Origin of the sequence: Micromonospora sp. U21 (assembly GCF_018070045.1) — a bacterium.
GTDB lineage: Bacteria > Actinomycetota > Actinomycetes > Mycobacteriales > Micromonosporaceae > Micromonospora.
In genome coordinates this window covers 187,299-205,237 of record NZ_JAGPYK010000010.1, presented here as the reverse complement: position 1 = coordinate 205,237, position 17,939 = coordinate 187,299, and the positions used below count along the sequence as shown (strand labels likewise).

Genomic DNA, 17,939 nt, shown 5'->3' with positions numbered 1-17,939 from the left:
GCTGGCTGGCGGCAGGCCGGGCAGGGTTCAATGTCAAGGCGGGCTCTTGGGGCAGCAGGGTGTAGGAACCGTCTGCTTACCAAGAGCCCGTCTTCTATGGACGGCCGCCACGCCGACCGTCGCTCACGTACCACAAGTCCCGCCAGGCAGATCAGAAACAGGCTCTATAGCGGTGAATCTCTCCTACATCCACCGAGGTCGACGCGCGACCCACCCAGGTCGAGACATACCTCGGGCAGATCGGCCCGCACCGGCGGCCGGTCGGACAACGTCGCGGGGCAGGTCGTCCGCCATCGCCGGCAGGTCAGCGAGCGCCGCTGGCAGATCGGCCGTGGTGGACACTTCGCCGGCGGGCCCGTCCCCGGCCGGTCGGGGCAGGCCGTGCCGGTTCAACCGCACCGATCGCAGGCCGGCCCGCCGGGGGAGCCACCACCGAACACCACGGTGGTCAGCACGCCCACCGTCTCAACGACCGTCGACCGCCAGCACGGGCTCGGGCGACAGGGGCGTGGATTCCGCTGCCGGTCCGTGCAGCTCGTCGAGGCGCACCAGGGCCACCCCGGCGACGATCAGCCCGCCACCGAACAGCTGCCAGGCGGTGGGCAGTTCGTCCAGGAAGAGCCAGGCGATCAGCACCGCGAAGAGCACCTCGGTCAGCCCGACGAACGACGAGAGCCGCGGGCCGAGGATGCGGTTGCCGGCGATCCCGGCCAGGTACGCGATCACGGCAGCCACCAGGGAGAGCCCCACGATCGGCAGCAGCCAGCTGGTGCGCTCCCCGGCGAAGGTGACCTCACCGAAGGTGGCACGCAGCGGCAGCAGACCGGTCAGCCCGATGAGGAGCAGCACGACGGCGCCGACTGCCATCCCGCCGCTGGCCATGGCGACCGAGGGCAGGCGGGGGTCGACCCGGCCGGCGAGTACGAAGTAGCCGGCCAGGCCGACCGCGGCGCCCAACCCCCAGAGCACGCCCACCGGGTGGAAGCCGGCGGCGCCGGTGAGGTCCAGCACGAACGCCAGCCCGGCCAGGGAGGCCGCCGAACCGGCCACGGTGAGCCGGCGCGGCCGCTGCCCGTGCCGGAGCCACATCCAGCCGACGACGAGGATGATGCCCAGGTACTCCAGCAGCAGCGCGACGCCGACCGGCAGGTAGCGCACGGCGTTGAAGAAGCAGACCTGGGCCAGCGCCACGCCGAGCAGCCCGAACATCCCGATCGCTGTGACGTTCCGCCGCAGCACATCCCACCTGCCCCGCAGCGACAGCAGCGCGGGGACAGCCAGCACCAGGGCTGCCACGCCGACCCGGGCGATCACCGCCGACTCGGCGGACCAGCCGGCCTCGATGAGCGACCGCGCGAAGGTGCCCGAGGTGGCGAAGGTGACCGCGGCGAGCAGCGCCAACGCGGCGCCGGCGGCGGGTCGTGACTGCATCCTGCACTCCTCGGAACGGGCGATGGTGTCATGGGCAAACTATCCTTGTGCCCATGACGCTAGGCGGCCCCTGTGACAGGAGTCAAGTTGCTGTTCGCTCATGACACCGAATGTTCGCTGATCGCCGCTGCCGCGCTGGTCAACACCGCGGGCCGGGACGGCGAGCTACTGCCCGACATCGCCGCGCTGGACGCGTTCTTCATCCGCCACTCCTACAGTGGACGGCACGAGCACACCGACGCCGAGCTACGCGCTGTGCGGGAGTTGCGGCCCCGGCTGCGCCGCATCTGGCACGCCGAGCCGGCCGAGATCGTCGCCGTGGTCAACGGCCTGCTGCTGGAGCACCGGGCGCTGCCGCAGCTGATCGAGCACGACGACGAGCCGTACCACCTGCACGCCGTGCCCCGCGACGCGCCGCTGGCGACCCGCATCGCCGTGGAGGCGGCGATGGCGATCGCCGACCTGGTCCGCGCCGGCGAGCTGAGCCGGCTGCGGATCTGCGAGTACCCCGACTGCGACAACGTGGTCGTGGACCTGTCCCGCAACCGGTCGCGGCGGTTCTGCGAGGCTGGTTGCGGCAACCGCGCCGCGGTGACCGCCTACCGCGCCCGCCGGGCCGCCGGCCGCTCCTGAGCGGTGTGCGCCCATTCCTCGGCCCGCAGCTCGTACTCCACCTCGCCGTGCTCGGTGCCCGGAATCGGGTCGTCCCACTGGAGGTGGAAGGTGCGCACGTAGCGCAGCCCGGCCTTCGCCATCACCCGCCGGGAGCGGTCGTTGACCGTCATCGTCTCGGCCCAGACCCGCCGCACGCCAACGGTGTCGAAGGCGTACCGGACCAGCGCCCGGGAACCCTCGGTGGCCAGGCCACGCCCCCAGGTTGGGCGGCGCAGCCGGTAGCCCAGCTCGGCCTCGGTGCCGTCCGCCGACGGATCGAGCGCGAACCAGCCCAGGAACCGGCCGGTCTCCCCGTCCAGCGCCGCCCAGCGGCCCAGGCCGAGATGCCGGTCGTACTGGGCCAGCAGCGTCGGCAGTTGCCCGTCACGGATCGTGGCGGGCGGGGTGGCCACGCCGCCGGTGAGGAAGCGCATCACCTCGGGATCGCTGTCCAGGTCGACCAGCGCGTCCACGTCGCCCATGGTGAGCCGCCGCCACCGCAGCCGCTCGGTCGCCGGAGGCAGGCCCGCGTCATCTCCACCCATGGCGGGATCATCCCGTCCACGCTGCGACACCGTCGAGCCGTTTACCCACGCCGTCCGCTCGCAAGATCCGCCCAACCTCGGGGAGACTGCTGCCTCAGGCCACTGAGAGGCAGCAACTTCCGGGAAGTTGCGCGGAAACCCCACGACCACCGTCGCGCGCGAGGCGGTCGCGTCAGCGCGGGGGCGCGACCACGAAGAGCCGCCAGGAGTACGCGTCGACGGCGAGCACGGGCCCGTCCGGGTCCTTGCTGTCGCGCACCCCGACCACGTCCCCCGGATCAGTCGCCACCTCGACGCAATTGTCCTGGTTGCTGCGGCTGCTCTTGCGCCATCGAGCGTCGGTCAGCGGCACCACGTGCAGCCGGACCCGAGGGTGCCCGGTAGCGATGCTGGCCAGGTGCAGCGTGTGGTCGCGCAGCACCTTCCGCCCACCCACCGTCGCCGCAGCACCGCCTCGTTCAACACCGCCACGATCTGCGGCGCACGTTCGCCGTGCTGCACGTCCTGGCGATTCATCCGGTCGGTCAGTCGCCGGTCGACCTCCTCGGGGTCGAGCAGGCCGCCAGCCTCGAAGACCGCTCGCGCGTAGGCCTCCGTCTGGAAGAGCCCGGGCACGTAGCGAGGCTCGTACCACCGGACACGTTCGGGCCTGCTCAGAGCTCGCCTGCCAGCCACGCAGCCACGGCTGCGCCCGGTCCAGGCTGACCAGCTCGGTGGACATGCGACCGAAGAGGCCGCCGGTGTCCAGGGCGCGGTCGACGAGTTCCAGGTACGTGGTCGTGGGCGGCTGCTGGCCCAGCTCGACGCGCTGACCATCGACGCCGAGTAGTTGACCGCCTTGGCCAGCTCGTCCTGACTCCAGCCACGCCGAGCCCGCGCCAGCCTCAGCTCCGCGACCAGGAACGCCGCCGCGCTACGCCGCTCCCCGTCCCCGGACCTGTTGGCGCCGCACGGGACAGCCCGCTCCCCCCGGCCGGGCGGGTCCCACCGCCGGGGGCGAGCGAGGTGATGACGCAAACGATTCAGCTCGATAGGAAGGTCGCAGTATGTCCCGGACCGCCTCGGACGATCTCGCGACGGCACCACGCCGACCGCACCTGGCGCTCGTCGCCCGCTTCCCCGGCTGGGCGGCACCGCGCGGCTCCCCGCCTCAGGGATGGGTCATTCGAAGTAGGTCCAGGGTTTCATCCAGCTGGGTTTCGGTGAGCTTGCCGGAGTCCACGTGCCCCCGGGAGATCACCACCTCGCGGATGGAGGTCCGCTTCGCCAGCGCCTCCTTGGCGATCGACGCGGCCTCGTCGTACCCGAGGTAGCGGTTGAGCGGGGTGACGATCGACGGCGAGCCCTCGGCGTACGCCAGGCAGACCTCGGCGTCCGCGACCACGCCGGCCACCAGGCGGTCGGCGAAGAGTCGGCTGGCCGCAGCCAGCAGCCGGATCGACTCCAGCAGGTTGCGGCCCATCACCGGGAGCATCACGTTCAGCTCGAAGTCGCCCTGCGAGCCGGCGAAGCCGACCGTCGCGTCGTTGCCGATCACCTGGGCGCAGACCTGCCGCATCGCCTCGGCGACGACCGGGTTGACCTTGCCCGGCATGATCGAGGAGCCTGGCTGGAGGTCGGGGATGCGCAACTCGCGCAGGCCCGCCCGGGGACCGGAGCCCATCCACCGGATGTCATTGGCGATCTTGTAGAGGCCCACCGCGACGGTACGCAGCTGGCCGGAGGTCTCCACCAGCGCGTCCCGGGCGCCCTGCGCCTCGAAGTGGTTGCGGGCCTCGGTCAGCGGCAACCCGGTCGACTCGCGCAACCTGCCGATGACGGCGGCGGCGAAGCCGAGCGGGGTGTTGATCCCGGTGCCCACGGCGGTGCCGCCCAGCGGCAGCTCGGCCAGCCGGGGCAGCGCCCCCTCCAGCCGTTCCATGCCGTAGCGCACCTGGGCGGCGTACCCGCCGAACTCCTGCCCGAGGGTGACGGGCGTGGCATCCATCAGGTGGGTACGCCCGGCCTTCACCACCGTCTCGAACTCGGCCGCCTTGCCCTCCAGCGCCTCCGCGAGGTGGTCGAGCGACGGCAGCAGGTCCTCCGCGATGAACTGGGTGGCGGCCAGGTGGATCGAGGACGGGAAGACGTCGTTGCTGGACTGGGAGGCGTTCACGTGGTCGTTCGGGTGGACGTCCCGGCCCAGCTCCCGGGTGGCCAGGGTGGCGATCACCTCGTTGGCGTTCATGTTCGACGACGTCCCGGACCCGGTCTGGAACACGTCGACCGGAAACTGGTCGTCGTAGCCGCCGGCGGCCACGTGCGCGGCCGCGGCGGCGATTGCGGCGGCCACGTTCGCGTCAATCACGCCCAGCTCACCGTTGACCTCGGCCGCCGCGCCCTTGATCTGGGCCAGCGCCTTGATCTGGGCCGGTTCGATACCCCGGCCAGAAATCGGGAAGTTCTGCACCGCACGCTGCGTCTGCGCCCGCCACAACGCTTCGGCGGGCACCTCCACCTCGCCCATCGAGTCGCGTTCGATCCGGTAACCGGTCGCCTCTGGAGTCGTCACGCGTACCATCCTGCCGCGCCCGTCGCCGACTCGCAGATGAACCCTCAGTCCAACTCGGTCAGCAGCCGTTCCACCCCGTGCTGGTCCGGTGACTCGATCTGCCGGAACAGGGGCAGGGCCCGGATCAGATGCGCCCGGGCCGCCGCCGGGTCGGTGTCCCGTAGGCAGCGGGCGATGCCCTCCAGCGCGCGGGCCTGCTCGTATCGGACACTCAACCGCGCCGCGTCGGCGAGCACCCGGCGGTGCAGGTCGAGCGCGCTGGCGACGTCCCCCTGGTCCTGGATCGCCCGGGCCATCAGGTTGCGCGAGGCACACTGCCCCACCCGGTCGCCCACCTCCATCATCGCCACCAGCGCGTCCCGGTGCAGGGTGGCGGCGCGCTCCGGCCGCCCGGCGACGCGTTCCAACACCCCGATCTCGTTGAGCACCTCCCCCTCGCCGAACCGGTTGCCCCACTGGCGCTTGAGGTGCAACGCGATCCGCAGGATCCGACGGGCCGGGCCGAGGTCACCCACCCGGTGCCGGATCATGCCGAGGTGCCCGATCGCGTTCGCGGTCTGTCGCATGTCCTTCGTCTGGCGGGCCAGCATCAGGTGCTGCCGGGCGGTGCGCAGCGCCTCGTCGTACCGGCCCCAGCCGATCAGCGCAAAGCACAGGTTGTTCTGCAGGTTGGTCAGTTCGTGTGCGTCATCCAGCCCGGTGACCATGCTCAGTGCCTCGTCGAACTTCGCCTTGCCCTGCCGGAAGTCGCCGTTCGCGGCGTACGAGATTCCGAGGTTCCACAGCGTGCTGAGCTCGTCACCCCGCAGCCCGAGCCGGCGGCGCAGGTCGAGAGCCACCTCCATCGAACTGATCGCCTCCGGGAAGCGGGCCAGCCGGAAGTACGCCGAGGAGAGGTAGTTCAGCATCACGGCGACCGCCGCCTCGTCGCCGAGCCGCTCGGCGACCCGAAGCCCGATCGTGTGGGTCTCGATCAGCTCGTCGAGGTGCCCGCCGTCGAAGTTGAACCGCCAGCAGGCCCGGGCCAACTGCCAGCACTGCGTCGGAAAGCCCTCCTCCTCGGCCAGCCGGACCAGTGCGGTGAGCGCGGCCAGGTTCTCCTCGAACCACGCCCGCCCCTCAGCTGCCGGGGCGGCCACCAGATCGGGCCGGCTGGGCGTGCTGACCGGAATGGTGCGGCGACTGCCCGCCGCCTCGATCGCCCGGGCGATCGCCACCGCGACGGACAGGTGATGGTCCAGCAACCGCTCAAGGGCGTCGTGGCGTTCGTTCCGCCGCTCTCCGGCATCCAGCAGCAGCCTGGCGTACTCCCGGAGCAGATCGTGCAACCGGTACCGGCCCGGCTGCATCTCCTCCGCCAGGTGCGCGTCGACCAGCTCGTCCAGCAGGTCCTGAGTTTCGGTCCGGGGCAGCTCCGCCAGGGCGGCGGCCAGTTCGCCGTCCAGCCGTCCGCCGGGGTACAGACCGAGCAGCCGGAACAGCCGTTGAGCCGGCGGTGAGACCTGCGCGTACGACAGTGCGAACGCCTGCCCCACCGAGCGCTGCCCGGCGGCCAGCTCGGCCAGCGGGCCCGCACCCGCGACCAGCCGCTCGGCGAGGTCGGCGACGCGCCAGTGCGGTCGGTGCGCCAAGCGGGCGCCGGCCAACCGGATGGCGAGCGGCAGATGGCCGCAGCGACGCGCCACCTCAGCGGCCGCCTCCGGTTCCGCGGCGACCCGTTCGGCGCCGGCCACCCGAGCGAGCAGCTCGACCGCCTCGTCGGCGTCGAGCACGGGCAGTGACGACGGTCGTCCCTCGTCCACCCCGACCAGCCGGCGGCGGCTGGTGATCAGGACCAGGCAGTGTGAGCCGTTGGGCAGCAGCGGTGCCACCTGGTCGGCGGTGGCGGCGTTGTCCAGCACCACCAGAGCCCGGCGGCCGGCCAGCTCGGTCCGCCAGAGCGCCAGCCGGTCGTCCGGGTCCACCGGCATCCGCTCCGCCGGCACGCCGAGCTGGCGCAGCAGGGCGGCCACGGCCGTGGCCGGCGTCAACGGGCTGCGCTCGCTGTGCCCGTGCAGGTCGACGAAGAGCTGGGCATCCGGGTAACGGTCGGCGAGCGCGGTGGCGACGTGCACGGCGAGGGTGGTCTTGCCACTGCCGGCCATTCCGTCGATCAGCTGGATCCGGGTGCCGTCCTCCTCGATCTCCTTGACGAGGCGGGCCACCGTCTCCTGCCGGCCGGTGAAGTCACCGATCGCCCGAGGTAGCGACCGGACCGGCGCGGCCGGCCGGATTTCCCGGCCGGCCAGGGCCAGGTCGCCGGCGAGCACCCGCTGGTGCAGTTCCTGCAACTCGGCGCCCGGTTCGATGCCCAGCTCGTCGGCGTAGATCCGCCGGCCCTCCCGGTAGACCGCCAGCGCGTCGGCCTGCCGGCCGACCGAGGAGAGGGCGAGCATCAGTTGGCCGCGCAGGCGCTCCCGCAGCGGGTGCTGGTCGACGCTCTCGGTCAGCTCCTCGAGCAGCTCGGCGGCCTGCCCGAGGCGCAGCTCGACGTCGACGCACTCCTCCAACGCGGTGAGGCGTTGCTCGTCGAGCGCCTGGGCGCGGCGGCGGACGCTGCGGCTCGGGATACCGCCGAGCGCCGGCCCCCGCCAGAGCGCCAGGGCGGCCCGGAACCGCTCACGCGCGTCCGCCAACCGGCCGGAGGCCACTGCGGCCCGGGCCGCCTCCACACCCCGGGCGAAGACCTCCGCGTCCAGCTCGGTCGGTGCGGTTCGGACGCCGTACCCCACCGGGTCGGTGACGATGGTCTCCGGTGTCAGCCCGAGTTCGGCGAACCGACGCCGCAACCGCGACACGCACGTCTGCAACTGTGCGCGGGCGGTGGCCGGTGGGCGCTCCTCCCAGACCGCGTCGACCAGTTCCTCGACCGGCACCAGCCGACCGGACCGCAGCAGCAGCATGGCGAGCACGATCCGGTCGCGACCGGCGGTGACGGTGGACTCGCCACCGCCGACCCGCAGGGGTCCCAGGATCCCGAACCGCATCTGCTCTCCCGCATTGATGGTGCAACTTCCAGCAGAGTAGCCCGGTGGTCACGGATCGCCGCGATCCGTCGATAGTGATCTGAGAGCGGATCGACAGCGGCACGCCGAAGACTCGCCCCGGGTTGTCGGTGACGGCATCCGACGGGGGCGGTGCGCCCGTTCCCACCCCAGCGGGGCGGGCGCACCGATGTCGGTGGAGCACGGACGACAGAAGAGGGCGCCGGGCCGATCGGCCCGGCGCCCTCTTCGCGTACCCGTGGGTCAGCGACGGCCGACGGTGAGCACCGGCTTGGTGACCTCGGCGAAGAAGTCGTTGCCCTTGTCGTCGACCACGATGAAGGCGGGGAAGTCCTCCACCTCGATCTTCCAGACCGCCTCCATGCCCAGCTCCGGATACTCCAGGACCTCGACGTGCTTGATGCAGTCCTGGGCGAGGCGCGCGGCGGGGCCACCGATCGAGCCGAGGTAGAAACCGCCGTGCTGCTGGCAGGAGCGGGTCACCTGACCCGATCGGTTGCCCTTGGCCAGCATCACCTGCGAGCCGCCGGCCGCCTGGAACTTCTCCACATAGGCGTCCATCCGGCCCGCGGTGGTCGGCCCGAACGAGCCGGAGGCGTAACCCTCGGGGGTCTTGGCCGGGCCGGCGTAGTAGACCGCGTGGTCGCGGAGGTACTGCGGCATCGGCTCACCGGCGTCCAGCCGCTCGGCGATCTTGGCGTGCGCGATGTCGCGGGCCACCACCAGCGAGCCGGACAGCGACAGCCGGGTCTTCACCGGGTACTTGGACAGCTCGGCGCGGATCTCGTCCATCGGCCGGTTCAGGTCGACCCGGACGACCATCTCGGTGTCGAGCGAGTCGTCGGTGACGTCGGGCAGGAAACGCGCCGGGTCGGTCTCCAGCCTCTCCAGCCAGACACCCGACGGGGTGATCTTGGCGACCGCCTGCCGGTCCGCCGAGCAGGAGACCGCGATCGCCACCGGGCAGGACGCGCCGTGCCGGGGCAGCCGGACCACCCGCACGTCGTGGCAGAAGTACCGGCCGCCGAACTGCGCGCCGATGCCGAAGTTGCGGGTCAGCTCCAGCACCTCCGCCTCCAGCTCCAGGTCCCGGAAGCCGTGGGCGCTCATCGAGCCGGCGGTGGGCAGCGCGTCCAGGTACTTGGCGCTGGCGTACTTCGCGGTCTTCAGGGCGTACTCGGCGGAGGTGCCGCCGATGACGATGGCCAGGTGGTACGGCGGGCAGGCGGCGGTGCCGATCAGCCGCAGCTTCTCCTCCAGGAACTGCATCATCCGCGTCGGGTTGAGCAGCGCCTTCGTCTCCTGGTAGAGGTACGACTTGTTGGCCGAGCCGCCGCCCTTGGCCATGAACAGGAACTTGTACGCGTCGGGGTGCCCGTCCGGGTCCTCGGCGTACAGCTCGACCTGGGCCGGCAGGTTGCTGCCGGTGTTCCGCTCGTCCCACATGGTCAGCGGGGCGAGCTGGGAGTAGCGCAGGTTCAGCTTGGTGTACGCCTGGTAGACGCCCCGGGAGATGGCCTCGGCGTCGGCGCCGTCGGTCAGGACGTGCCGGCCCCGCTTGCCCATCACGATGGCGGTGCCGGTGTCCTGGCACATCGGCAGCACCCCACCGGCGGCGATGTTGGCGTTGCGCAACAGGTCCAGCGCGACGAACCGGTCGTTCGGCGAAGCGGCCGGGTCGTCGATGATCGCCCGGAGCTGAGCCAGGTGCGCCGGGCGCAGGAAGTGCGCGATGTCGTGCATCGCCTCGGCGGTCAGCGCGGTGAGCGCGGCCGGCTCCACGGTGAGGAACCGGCGGCCTCCCGGGCCGTGTACGACGTCCACGCCCTCGTCGGTGACCAGGCGGTAGTCGGTCTGGTCGGGGCCGGTCGGCAGCAGGGGGGCGTACGAGAATGCGGCGGCACTGCTCATGAGCGGCAAGCCTAGGGCAGACCGGTCGATCATTCCCACCCGCCGGCTGGTCCTGGGACGCCGCTCTCATTCGCCGGGCCCGCCGCGCTCCGGTGGCCGCCGCTCGCGGTCCGGGACGCCGTGCTGACCGCCTGCTCAGCCGTCCTTGCCGCCGGCGGGATCGGGACAGAGTTCCCGCTTGGGCCCGCAGTTGTCGCCGTCGTCTCCGGTGCCGGGGCCGGGGCCGGTGCCGCCCGGGGCGGGGTTGCCGCCGTCGCCGGGTGGCGGGACGGGGGTGCCGCCGGTCGCGCCGAAGCGGACGTACCCGATCTCCCGTCCCTCACCGACGATCATGCCCTGCGGCCCGACCGCGAGGGCGTTCGCGGGGGTCCGCAGGACGGCCAGCTCGCGGCCGGTGCGCGGGTCCAGGGCGACCAACCGGGACGGCTTCTCGTCGACGACCACCGCCGCGTACGGGGTCAGCGCGGCGCCGGCCTTGCCGCTGGCGGGTCGGGTCCACAGGACCCGGTCGGTGCCGAGTTCGCGGGCCACCACCGAGCGCTTGTCGGCGGCCCGGAACAGGGCGTACCGATCGTCGACCGCGATCAGCCGGGTACCCGGTTCGCCGACCCAGAGCAGCCGTCCGTCGTACCCGTCGATGACCGCCTCGCGGCCGTCCGGGCCGACCCCGATCAGAACGTTCCGCGCGCCCTGCGGGTCCTCCCGCTGCGCGCAGCCGGCGCTGTCGGCGGTCCGCAGGTTGACCCCGGCCCGCTGCCAGGCCTCCTGCCCGGTCGCCGGGTCGCGGGCGGAGATGGCGAAGTAGCAGCTGCCGTCCTGGGAGCGGGCGGCGATCCGCAGCATCCGGCCGCCCACCACGGAGAGCCGCTCGTCCCGGCCCGGCTCGACGTTCTGCAGCACCCGGCCGGTGGCGGTGTCGACCACGTGCACGCGACCGTCGACCGGGAAGCCGAGCAGTGGTGGCACCGACTCCGGCCCGGCCACCCTGTCGTCGATCCGGGTGGCGGTGAGCCGGCGGGTGCCGCGCAGACCCGGGTTGTCGGCGAGCAGCCCACTGCTCACGCCGGGCAGGAAAGCCGTCCACAGTGGTGCGGTGCCGCGCGGGTCCCAGGCGCTCAGGGTGCAGTCGGTGGCATCCGTGCAGTGGGCGTCCAGCAGCAGGTTGCGGTACGTCCAGACTGCCACCGCGTCGTCGTCGCGCCGCCGGGTCGCTCCGGTGGCGGGGTCGAGCAGCTCGTACCCCTTGACCAGGAGCTTGCCGACGGCGACCACCGGGTCCCGGTCGCCGCCGGCGACCGCGGACCAGTCCGCCTTGCGCTCCCAGAGCTGGGCTCCGGTGGCGAGGCTGCGGGCTTCGACCCGGGTGCGCTGCTCGACCACGACCGTGTCGCCGGCGATGGTCACGCTGCGCGGGGTGCCGCCGATCCGCTCCTGCCAGACCACGTCCGGCTCGGAGATGGGTTCACTGCGGTCCACCCAGTCCCACAGGCCCGGGAAGGGGTTCCACACCCCGGTGGCGGCGAGGGCGACGACCACGGCGAGGCCAAGCAGCAGCCCGCCGCGCACGCTCCCCTTCGCCACACCGCACACGGTAGCCACGATCACGGATCTTCCGTACGCCCGCGCCGCCGTGTCGCCGCGCTTTCTGGGGCCGGAGGTGTTAACAGGGGGCCCTTCCTCTACCGGGGGCGTTAAGAAGGTGCCCTTCCTTCGGTCCGGACGGCGCTGCGCACCAGCGGCAGCGTGCGGTAGGAGATCTGCTCGGCCAGCGCGATGATCGTCGACGCCCGCGTGATGCCGGCGGAGGAGACGATCTGGTCGATGACCCGCTGGAGGTCCGTGTTGGAGCGGGCCACGATCCGGCAGAGCAGGTCACTGGAGCCGGTGATGGTGTGCGCCTCCAGCACCTCGGGGATGGCGGCCAGGTGGGCGGTGACCGGGTCGTGGCCGTGCCGCTGACTGATCTCCAGGGTGACGAAGCTGGTCACCCCGAACCCGATCGCGGCCGGTGAGATCTCCGGGCCGAACCCGCCGATGACACCCCGGTCGACCAGCTTGTCCAGCCGGGCCTGCACGGTGCCCCGGGCTACGCCGAGCCGCCGGGAGCACTCCAGCACGCCGATCCGCGGTTCCTCGGCGAGCAGTTCGATCAAGCGCACGTCGAGCGTGTCGAGCTGTACAGCCTGCTCACCGTTCATGGGTTCAGACCATACCGAATGTGCAACCTGACCAGCGTTTACTCCGACAGTTGCCCAGTCGGGGCCCGCACAGCGATCCTCGCCACAGGAACCAACCACGGCGGCCCACGAGGCCGGCCGGTACGCGAGGGAGGCCACCATGACCCAGGCGATCGACCGACCCCAGTCGACCGAGGACGTCGACGTCGACCGGCTCGTCGGCGCCGTCGACCACGACATCAGCCACGACCCCTTCCCGGTCAGGGGTCTCGACCACGTGCACTTCCTGGTCGGCAACGCCAAGCAGTCCGCGCACTACTACTCCACCGCGTTCGGCATGACCTGCGTGGCGTACCGCGGCCCGGAGCAGGGCTACCGGGACCACGCCCAGTACGTGCTGACCAGCGGCTCGGCCCGGTTCGTGCTGACCGGCACGGTGCGCCCGGACGCCGACGGCGCCGAGCACGTGGCCCGGCACAGCGACGGGGTGAGCGACATCGCGCTCGAGGTGCCGGACGTGGACACCGCGTACGCGCACGCCATCGCCCAGGGCGCCACCGGCGTCGTGGAGCCGCACGAGGTGACCGACGAGCACGGCACGGTCCGGATGGCCGCCATCGCCGCGTACGGCGACACCCGGCACACGCTGGTCGACCGGTCCCGCTACACCGGCCCGTTCCTGCCCGGCTTCGTGGCCCGTGGCCCGATCGTGGACCGGCAGCCGATGATCGACGCCGGCATCCAGCCGAAGCGCTTCTTCCAGGCCGTCGACCACGTGGTCGGCAACGTGGAGCTGGGCCGGATGGACGAGTGGGTCGAGTTCTACAAGCGGGTGATGGGCTTTTCCAACATGGCGGAGTTCATCGGCGACGACATCGCCACCGACTACTCGGCGCTGATGAGCAAGGTCGTGGCGAACGGCACCCGCAAGGTGAAGTTCCCGCTCAACGAGCCGGCGGTCGCCCGCAAGAAGTCGCAGATCGACGAGTACCTGGAGTTCTACCAGGGCCCGGGCGCCCAGCACATCGCGGTCGCCACGAACGACATTCTGGCCAGCGTCGACGCGATGCGGGCCGCCGGGGTGGAGTTCCTGGACACCCCGGACTCGTACTACGAGGACCCGGAGCTGCGCGCCCGGATCGGCAACGTGCGGGTGCCGATCGAGGAGCTGAAGGCCCGCAGGATCCTGGTCGACCGGGACGAGGACGGCTACCTGCTCCAGATCTTCACCAAGCCGGTGCAGGACCGCCCGACCGTCTTCTTCGAGCTGATCGAGCGGCACGGCTCGCTCGGCTTCGGCAAGGGCAACTTCAAGGCGCTCTTCCAGGCCATCGAGCGGGAGCAGGAAGCCCGCGGCAACCTGTAACACTGTCGAGCGTGACGCAGCCTCCGTCGTACCCGACGCCGCCGGTCGGTGGGCCTCCGCCCGCCGCCGGCGGCTTCGCACCGCCGCCCGGACCACACCCCCATGGGTACGCGGTGCCGCCGCAGTACGCCCCACCGGGCTGGGCCCCGCCGGGGTACGCCGGACCACCCCGTCCGCTGCCCCCGACGCTGAGCCCGGGTGGTCAGCCGCTGGCCAGCTTCAGCGACCGGCTCCTGGCCTGGCTGATCGACATGACGCTGGCCAGCGCCGTCTCGCTGGTGCTGTTCATGCCGGTCTTCCTCGTCCTCTGGGCGCGGATGATTACCGAGATGAGCCGGACCAACCCGGACGGGACCCTCGTCGAGCCCGACCCGGGCCGCCTCTTCATCTCCTTCTTCCTGCCGATCCTGCTGCTCCAGCTCGGGCTGCTCGTCCTGATGCTCGGTCTCTACTGGCTCTACCACGTGGAGTACCTCAAACGCGGCGGTCAGACACTCGGCAAGAAGGTGATGAAGCTGCGGGTGGTGCCGCTCGACCCGACCCGCGCGCTGGACCGGCGGATGGCCGGCCGGCGGTGGCTGGTGCAGTACCTGGCGGCCTCGCTGGTTCCCGGGATCAGCTACCTTGACGGGTTCTGGCAGCTCTGGGACAAGCCCTGGCAGCAGTGCCTCCACGACAAGTTCGCCGGCACGGTCGTCGTTAAGGTGTCCCAGTGAGTGTGCAACCTGGCTGGTACGTCGACCCCGCCGACCCCGAGACCCGGCGCTACTGGGACGGCGAGGGCTGGCTCGGCGCGCCCATCCCCGTCGACGCGACCCCGCCGGACGGCCCGCCCCCGGTGGAGCCACCGCCCGTCCCGGTCACCCCGGCCGCGCCGGCAGCCGCCGGCCCGGTGACCGCCGCGCCGGGCTGGCCGCCACACCCCGGGCCGGGTCCGCAGCCGGGGCACGGCCCGCAGCCGGGGCACGGCCCGGGCTGGGGACCGCAGGCCGGTCCTCCCGGCTGGGCACCGCAGGGTGCTCCCCCCGGCTGGGCACCGCAGGGTGCTCCCCCCGGCTGGGCTCCGCACGGTGTTCCGCCCGGCTGGCCCGGACGGCCGCCCGAGCCGCGCCCGCACGGGCTGGAGTTGGCAGGCTACGGCCAGCGGTTCGCCGCCCGACTGATCGACTTCGGCCTCGTCTTCGCGCTGAACGCGCTGGTCAACGGCTGGTTCGTCTGGCGTTGGCTCCTGGAGTTGCTGCCGTACTGGCGTGAGGTGATCCGGCGAGCGCGGGAGGGCAACAGCTCCACCGAAGGGCTGCCGCCGATCGGCGAGCAGGCCGGGCTTCTCCTGGTGGTGATCCTGGTGATCGCCACCGCGCTCTGGCTGGCCTACGAGGTGCCCGCCATGGCCGCTGGCGGGCAGACCGTCGGCAAGCGGGTGATGCGGATCCGCGCCGTGCCGCTCGCCGCCGACCAGCCGCTGGGCTTCGGCTCGGCGCTGAGCCGGTGGACCACCCTCGGCATGCCCACCCTGCTCTGGTACTGCGCCGGGCTCGGCCTGGTGTTGCAACTGGTCGACGCCCTCTCCCCACTCTTCGACCACCCGCTCCGTCAGGCGCTGCACGACAAGCGCGCGCAGACGGTGGTCGTCCAGGTCCCCCGCACCACCGGTTCCGCCACCCCGAACGACCGTGACCAGCCCTCGGGAGAAAACCCATGACCGACTCCGGACGTCACCAGCCGGCGCTGCGGCTGACCCGCGCCGACCTCGACGCGCTGCCCAGCTACGTACCCGGGCGCAGCCCCGCCGACCTGGCGCGCGAGCTGGGTCTGCCGGAGGCGATCAAGCTGGCCAGCAACGAGGTGCCGTACGGGCCGCTGCCGGGTGTGGTGGAGGCGGTCACCGAGGCCCTCGCCGCCTCGCACCGCTACCCGGACATGGGCGTGGTCGCGTTGCGTGACGCGCTGGCCCAGCGGTACGGCGTGGACGCCGACCGGATCGCCACCGGCTGCGGGTCGGTGGCGCTCGCCGAGCACCTGGTGCGGGCCACCTGCCTGCCCGGCGACGAGCTGCTCTACGCGTGGCGGTCGTTCGAGGCGTACCCCATCATCGCCGCGACCAGCGGTGCGACCAGCGTGCGGGTGCCCAACGACGCCGGGCACGGGCACGACCTGGCGGCGATGGCCGCGGCGGTGACCGACCGGACCCGGATGATCCTGGTCTGCAACCCGAACAACCCGACCGGCACGGCGGTACGCCGGGCCGACCTGGACCGGTTCCTCGACGCGGTGCCGGACGACGTGCTGGTGGTCATCGACGAGGCGTACCGGGAGTTCGTCACCGACCCGGAGGTGCCGGACGGGCTCGACTACCTGGACCGGCCGAACGTGGCGGTGCTGCGCACCCTGTCCAAGGCGTGGGGCCTGGCCGGGCTGCGGGTGGGCTGGCTCGTCGCCCAGCCGGTGGTGGCCGCGGCGATCCGCAAGGTGGTGACCCCGTTCTCCACCAGCACGGCCGCCCAGGCCGGGGCACTCGCCGCGCTGACCCAGTCCGCGGAGATGGAGCGTCGTTGCGCCCTGGTCGTCGCCGAGCGGGACCGGGTCACCGAGGCACTGCGGAAGTTCGTGCCTGACGTTCCGACCAGCCAGGCCAACTTCGTCTGGCTGCCGCTGGGCGACAAGGCGGTGGCGTTCGGCAAGTCGTGCGAGGCGAGCGGGGTGATCGTCCGGCCGTTCGCCGGGGACGGGGTCCGCGTCACCATCGGCACTCCGGCCGAGAACGACGCGTTCCTGGCCGCCGCGGAGGCGGCGCTGGCCTGACCTGTGCCGGTCCGCGACCGAGGACGCCGCTGGTCGACCGGTTCACTCCGGTCGCCGGCGGCGGACCACCATCCAACTGTCCATGAGCCGCCCCTCTTCACCGGAAACATGAACCGTGAAAAAGTACCTTTTCAGGTCATATGCCGTGAGCTGTTCGGAGCCTGGACGGTCGATGCGACCCGATCAGGTGGCGGCCAGGATCACGGCCTCGGCGGTCAGGTAGTACCGCTGGTCGTCCCCGTCCGGGTCGACCGGCTCGCGGAGCCGTTCCACCGCGAGGTAGCCGTCCGCCGCCGCCACCGCCCCGGGCGCCCAGCCGGTCCCGTCCGAGCCGACGTTGAGCGAGAAGCGAGAGAGCTGCGTACCGGTCACCGGATTGAGCGTCACCAGCTCGTTCGCGTCGGTCAGCAGGTGCACCCGGCCAGGTTGGACGGCGAGCACCCGGGCCGGTCCCAGCCCGTCGGCCCGCCACAGCTCGGCACCGGAGCGGGCCGACCGACCAACGGCCACCCCGTCGAGCACGGTCAACGCCTGCTCGCCGGCCAGGGTGGCGCCCGACGCGTCCAGCGCGGGGGCGGCGATCGGCTCGCCGGCACCCAGCAGCCAACCCCGGCCACCCGCGTCACCCGGCCCGGCCGTCCGCAGGCCTGAGCAGTCCGACCGGCCGGTACGGCAACCGAGCGGGGTCGCCACCAGCCCGTCCGGGCCGTTCGGCGGCCGCCAGCGCTCGCGCACCACGCCGGTCGCCGCGTCCCGGAACTCGACCGTGGTCGGCCCGGCGCAGCTGTCCACGCCGATCAGCTGCCCCGAGGAGCTGGTGCCGACGTCGCTGCGGCAGCCGACGGGCAGCTCGACCCGCCACAGCTCCCGGCCGCCGGCCAGCTCCACCCCGCGCGCCTGGTCCTCGCCGGTGACCACCAGCACCGTCCGGCCGTCCGCGAGGTCGGTGAGGTAGAGCCCGCGCGGATCCCAGACGGTGACCGCCCCGGTACGCCGGACCACCGTCCCGCCCCCGGCGGGCACCGGGCCGTCGGCTCGCCAGAGCACCCGCCCGGTCGACGCGTCGAGCGCGATCAGACGCCCGTCGGACCACCGGCTGACCACGGTCCTGCCGCTGGCCACCACCCCGGCCAGCTCCGCCGGCCAGCGCCGGTACGACCAGTACGGGGTGGTCCGGTGCCGCCCGTCGACCGGCCGGTCGGCGTAGACCTGGCGGTGCGCGGCGTACACCCGGAGCCGGGCGTCGACGATCAACGGGGCGACCGGCAGCCGACCGACCACGCCGACGGCCGGCTGTGCCGCGGCCGGGTACGTGCCCCGGGCCTCCGTGCTCACCTCGGCCGGCGCGAGCACCCGGTGGACGATGACCGCGACCGCCGCGGTGGCGAGCAGCGCCACGACCGCCACCACGAGCCGTCGCCGACCCTTCGGGAACCCCATGCCGCACCTCCGCCCGGC

The 17,939-nt window shown here is 72.5% G+C and carries 15 protein-coding genes; 5 read left to right on the top strand and 10 right to left on the bottom strand.

Annotated features, from left to right (window positions below):
• Nucleotides 1-465: 465 nt before the first annotated feature.
• Nucleotides 466-1,431: a DMT family transporter gene (locus tag KBX63_RS16405; RefSeq protein ID WP_210912098.1), complete on the bottom strand. Its 966-nt coding sequence runs from the start codon at nucleotides 1,429-1,431 to the stop codon at nucleotides 466-468.
• An 87-nt stretch (nucleotides 1,432-1,518) separates the two neighbouring features.
• Here KBX63_RS16405 and KBX63_RS16400 point away from each other — a divergent pair, with 87 nt between their 5' ends.
• On the top strand, nucleotides 1,519-2,064 hold the full coding sequence (locus tag KBX63_RS16400) for a CGNR zinc finger domain-containing protein (protein ID WP_210912097.1): 546 nt from the start codon (nucleotides 1,519-1,521) through the stop codon (nucleotides 2,062-2,064).
• On the opposite strand, the gene KBX63_RS16395 is transcribed toward KBX63_RS16400, so the two are convergent.
• The 8 genes from KBX63_RS16395 to KBX63_RS16365 all read right to left on the bottom strand — a co-directional run bounded on the left by KBX63_RS16395 (nucleotide 2,031) and on the right by KBX63_RS16365 (nucleotide 12,334).
• A complete protein-coding gene (locus KBX63_RS16395) occupies nucleotides 2,031-2,630 on the bottom strand; it encodes a GNAT family N-acetyltransferase (RefSeq protein ID WP_210912096.1) in 600 nt (199 codons plus the stop codon). The genes KBX63_RS16400 and KBX63_RS16395 overlap by 34 nt on opposite strands.
• Nucleotides 2,631-2,802: 172 nt before the next feature.
• Complete coding sequence (locus KBX63_RS16390) at nucleotides 2,803-2,976, bottom strand: DUF397 domain-containing protein (protein WP_247662513.1); 174 nt, start codon at nucleotides 2,974-2,976, stop codon at nucleotides 2,803-2,805.
• A complete protein-coding gene (locus KBX63_RS35230) occupies nucleotides 2,973-3,446 on the bottom strand; it encodes a Scr1 family TA system antitoxin-like transcriptional regulator (protein ID WP_247662512.1) in 474 nt (157 codons plus the stop codon). The genes KBX63_RS16390 and KBX63_RS35230 overlap by 4 nt, the downstream gene beginning before the upstream one ends.
• 334 nt (nucleotides 3,447-3,780) lie before the next feature.
• Nucleotides 3,781-5,190, bottom strand: a complete 1,410-nt coding sequence (locus tag KBX63_RS16385; protein ID WP_210912095.1) for a class II fumarate hydratase — start codon at nucleotides 5,188-5,190, stop codon at nucleotides 3,781-3,783.
• A 35-nt stretch (nucleotides 5,191-5,225) separates the two neighbouring features.
• The gene (locus tag KBX63_RS16380; protein ID WP_210912094.1) at nucleotides 5,226-8,207 is read right to left on the bottom strand and encodes a BTAD domain-containing putative transcriptional regulator; all 2,982 of its coding nucleotides are present in this window, start codon (nucleotides 8,205-8,207) and stop codon (nucleotides 5,226-5,228) included.
• A gap of 261 nt (nucleotides 8,208-8,468) precedes the next feature.
• Complete coding sequence (locus tag KBX63_RS16375) at nucleotides 8,469-10,136, bottom strand: fumarate hydratase (protein WP_210912093.1); 1,668 nt, start codon at nucleotides 10,134-10,136, stop codon at nucleotides 8,469-8,471.
• 135 nt (nucleotides 10,137-10,271) lie between these two features.
• The gene (locus KBX63_RS16370; protein ID WP_374102229.1) at nucleotides 10,272-11,726 is read right to left on the bottom strand and encodes a PQQ-binding-like beta-propeller repeat protein; all 1,455 of its coding nucleotides are present in this window, start codon (nucleotides 11,724-11,726) and stop codon (nucleotides 10,272-10,274) included.
• Between the two features lie 101 nt (nucleotides 11,727-11,827).
• Nucleotides 11,828-12,334 (bottom strand): Lrp/AsnC family transcriptional regulator, encoded by a 507-nt coding sequence (locus KBX63_RS16365; RefSeq protein WP_074315031.1) that lies wholly within the window; start codon nucleotides 12,332-12,334, stop codon nucleotides 11,828-11,830.
• A gap of 139 nt (nucleotides 12,335-12,473) precedes the next feature.
• Between KBX63_RS16365 and hppD the strand changes: the two genes are divergently transcribed.
• The 4 genes from hppD to hisC are packed head-to-tail and all read left to right on the top strand — an operon-like array spanning nucleotide 12,474 to nucleotide 16,481.
• On the top strand, nucleotides 12,474-13,679 hold the full coding sequence (hppD, locus tag KBX63_RS16360; protein WP_210912092.1) for a 4-hydroxyphenylpyruvate dioxygenase: 1,206 nt from the start codon (nucleotides 12,474-12,476) through the stop codon (nucleotides 13,677-13,679).
• Nucleotides 13,680-13,690: 11 nt separating this feature from the next.
• Complete coding sequence (locus KBX63_RS16355) at nucleotides 13,691-14,395, top strand: RDD family protein (protein WP_210912091.1); 705 nt, start codon at nucleotides 13,691-13,693, stop codon at nucleotides 14,393-14,395.
• Nucleotides 14,392-15,381: an RDD family protein gene (locus KBX63_RS16350; RefSeq protein ID WP_210912090.1), complete on the top strand. Its 990-nt coding sequence runs from the start codon at nucleotides 14,392-14,394 to the stop codon at nucleotides 15,379-15,381. Before KBX63_RS16355 ends, KBX63_RS16350 begins: the two co-directional genes overlap by 4 nt.
• Nucleotides 15,378-16,481 (top strand): histidinol-phosphate transaminase, encoded by a 1,104-nt coding sequence (gene hisC, locus KBX63_RS16345; protein ID WP_210912089.1) that lies wholly within the window; start codon nucleotides 15,378-15,380, stop codon nucleotides 16,479-16,481. Before KBX63_RS16350 ends, hisC begins: the two co-directional genes overlap by 4 nt.
• Nucleotides 16,482-16,664: 183 nt before the next feature.
• Here hisC and KBX63_RS16340 read toward each other — a convergent pair whose 3' ends face one another.
• Complete coding sequence (locus KBX63_RS16340; RefSeq protein WP_210912088.1) at nucleotides 16,665-17,921, bottom strand: PQQ-binding-like beta-propeller repeat protein; 1,257 nt, start codon at nucleotides 17,919-17,921, stop codon at nucleotides 16,665-16,667.
• Nucleotides 17,922-17,939: the final 18 nt, after the last annotated feature.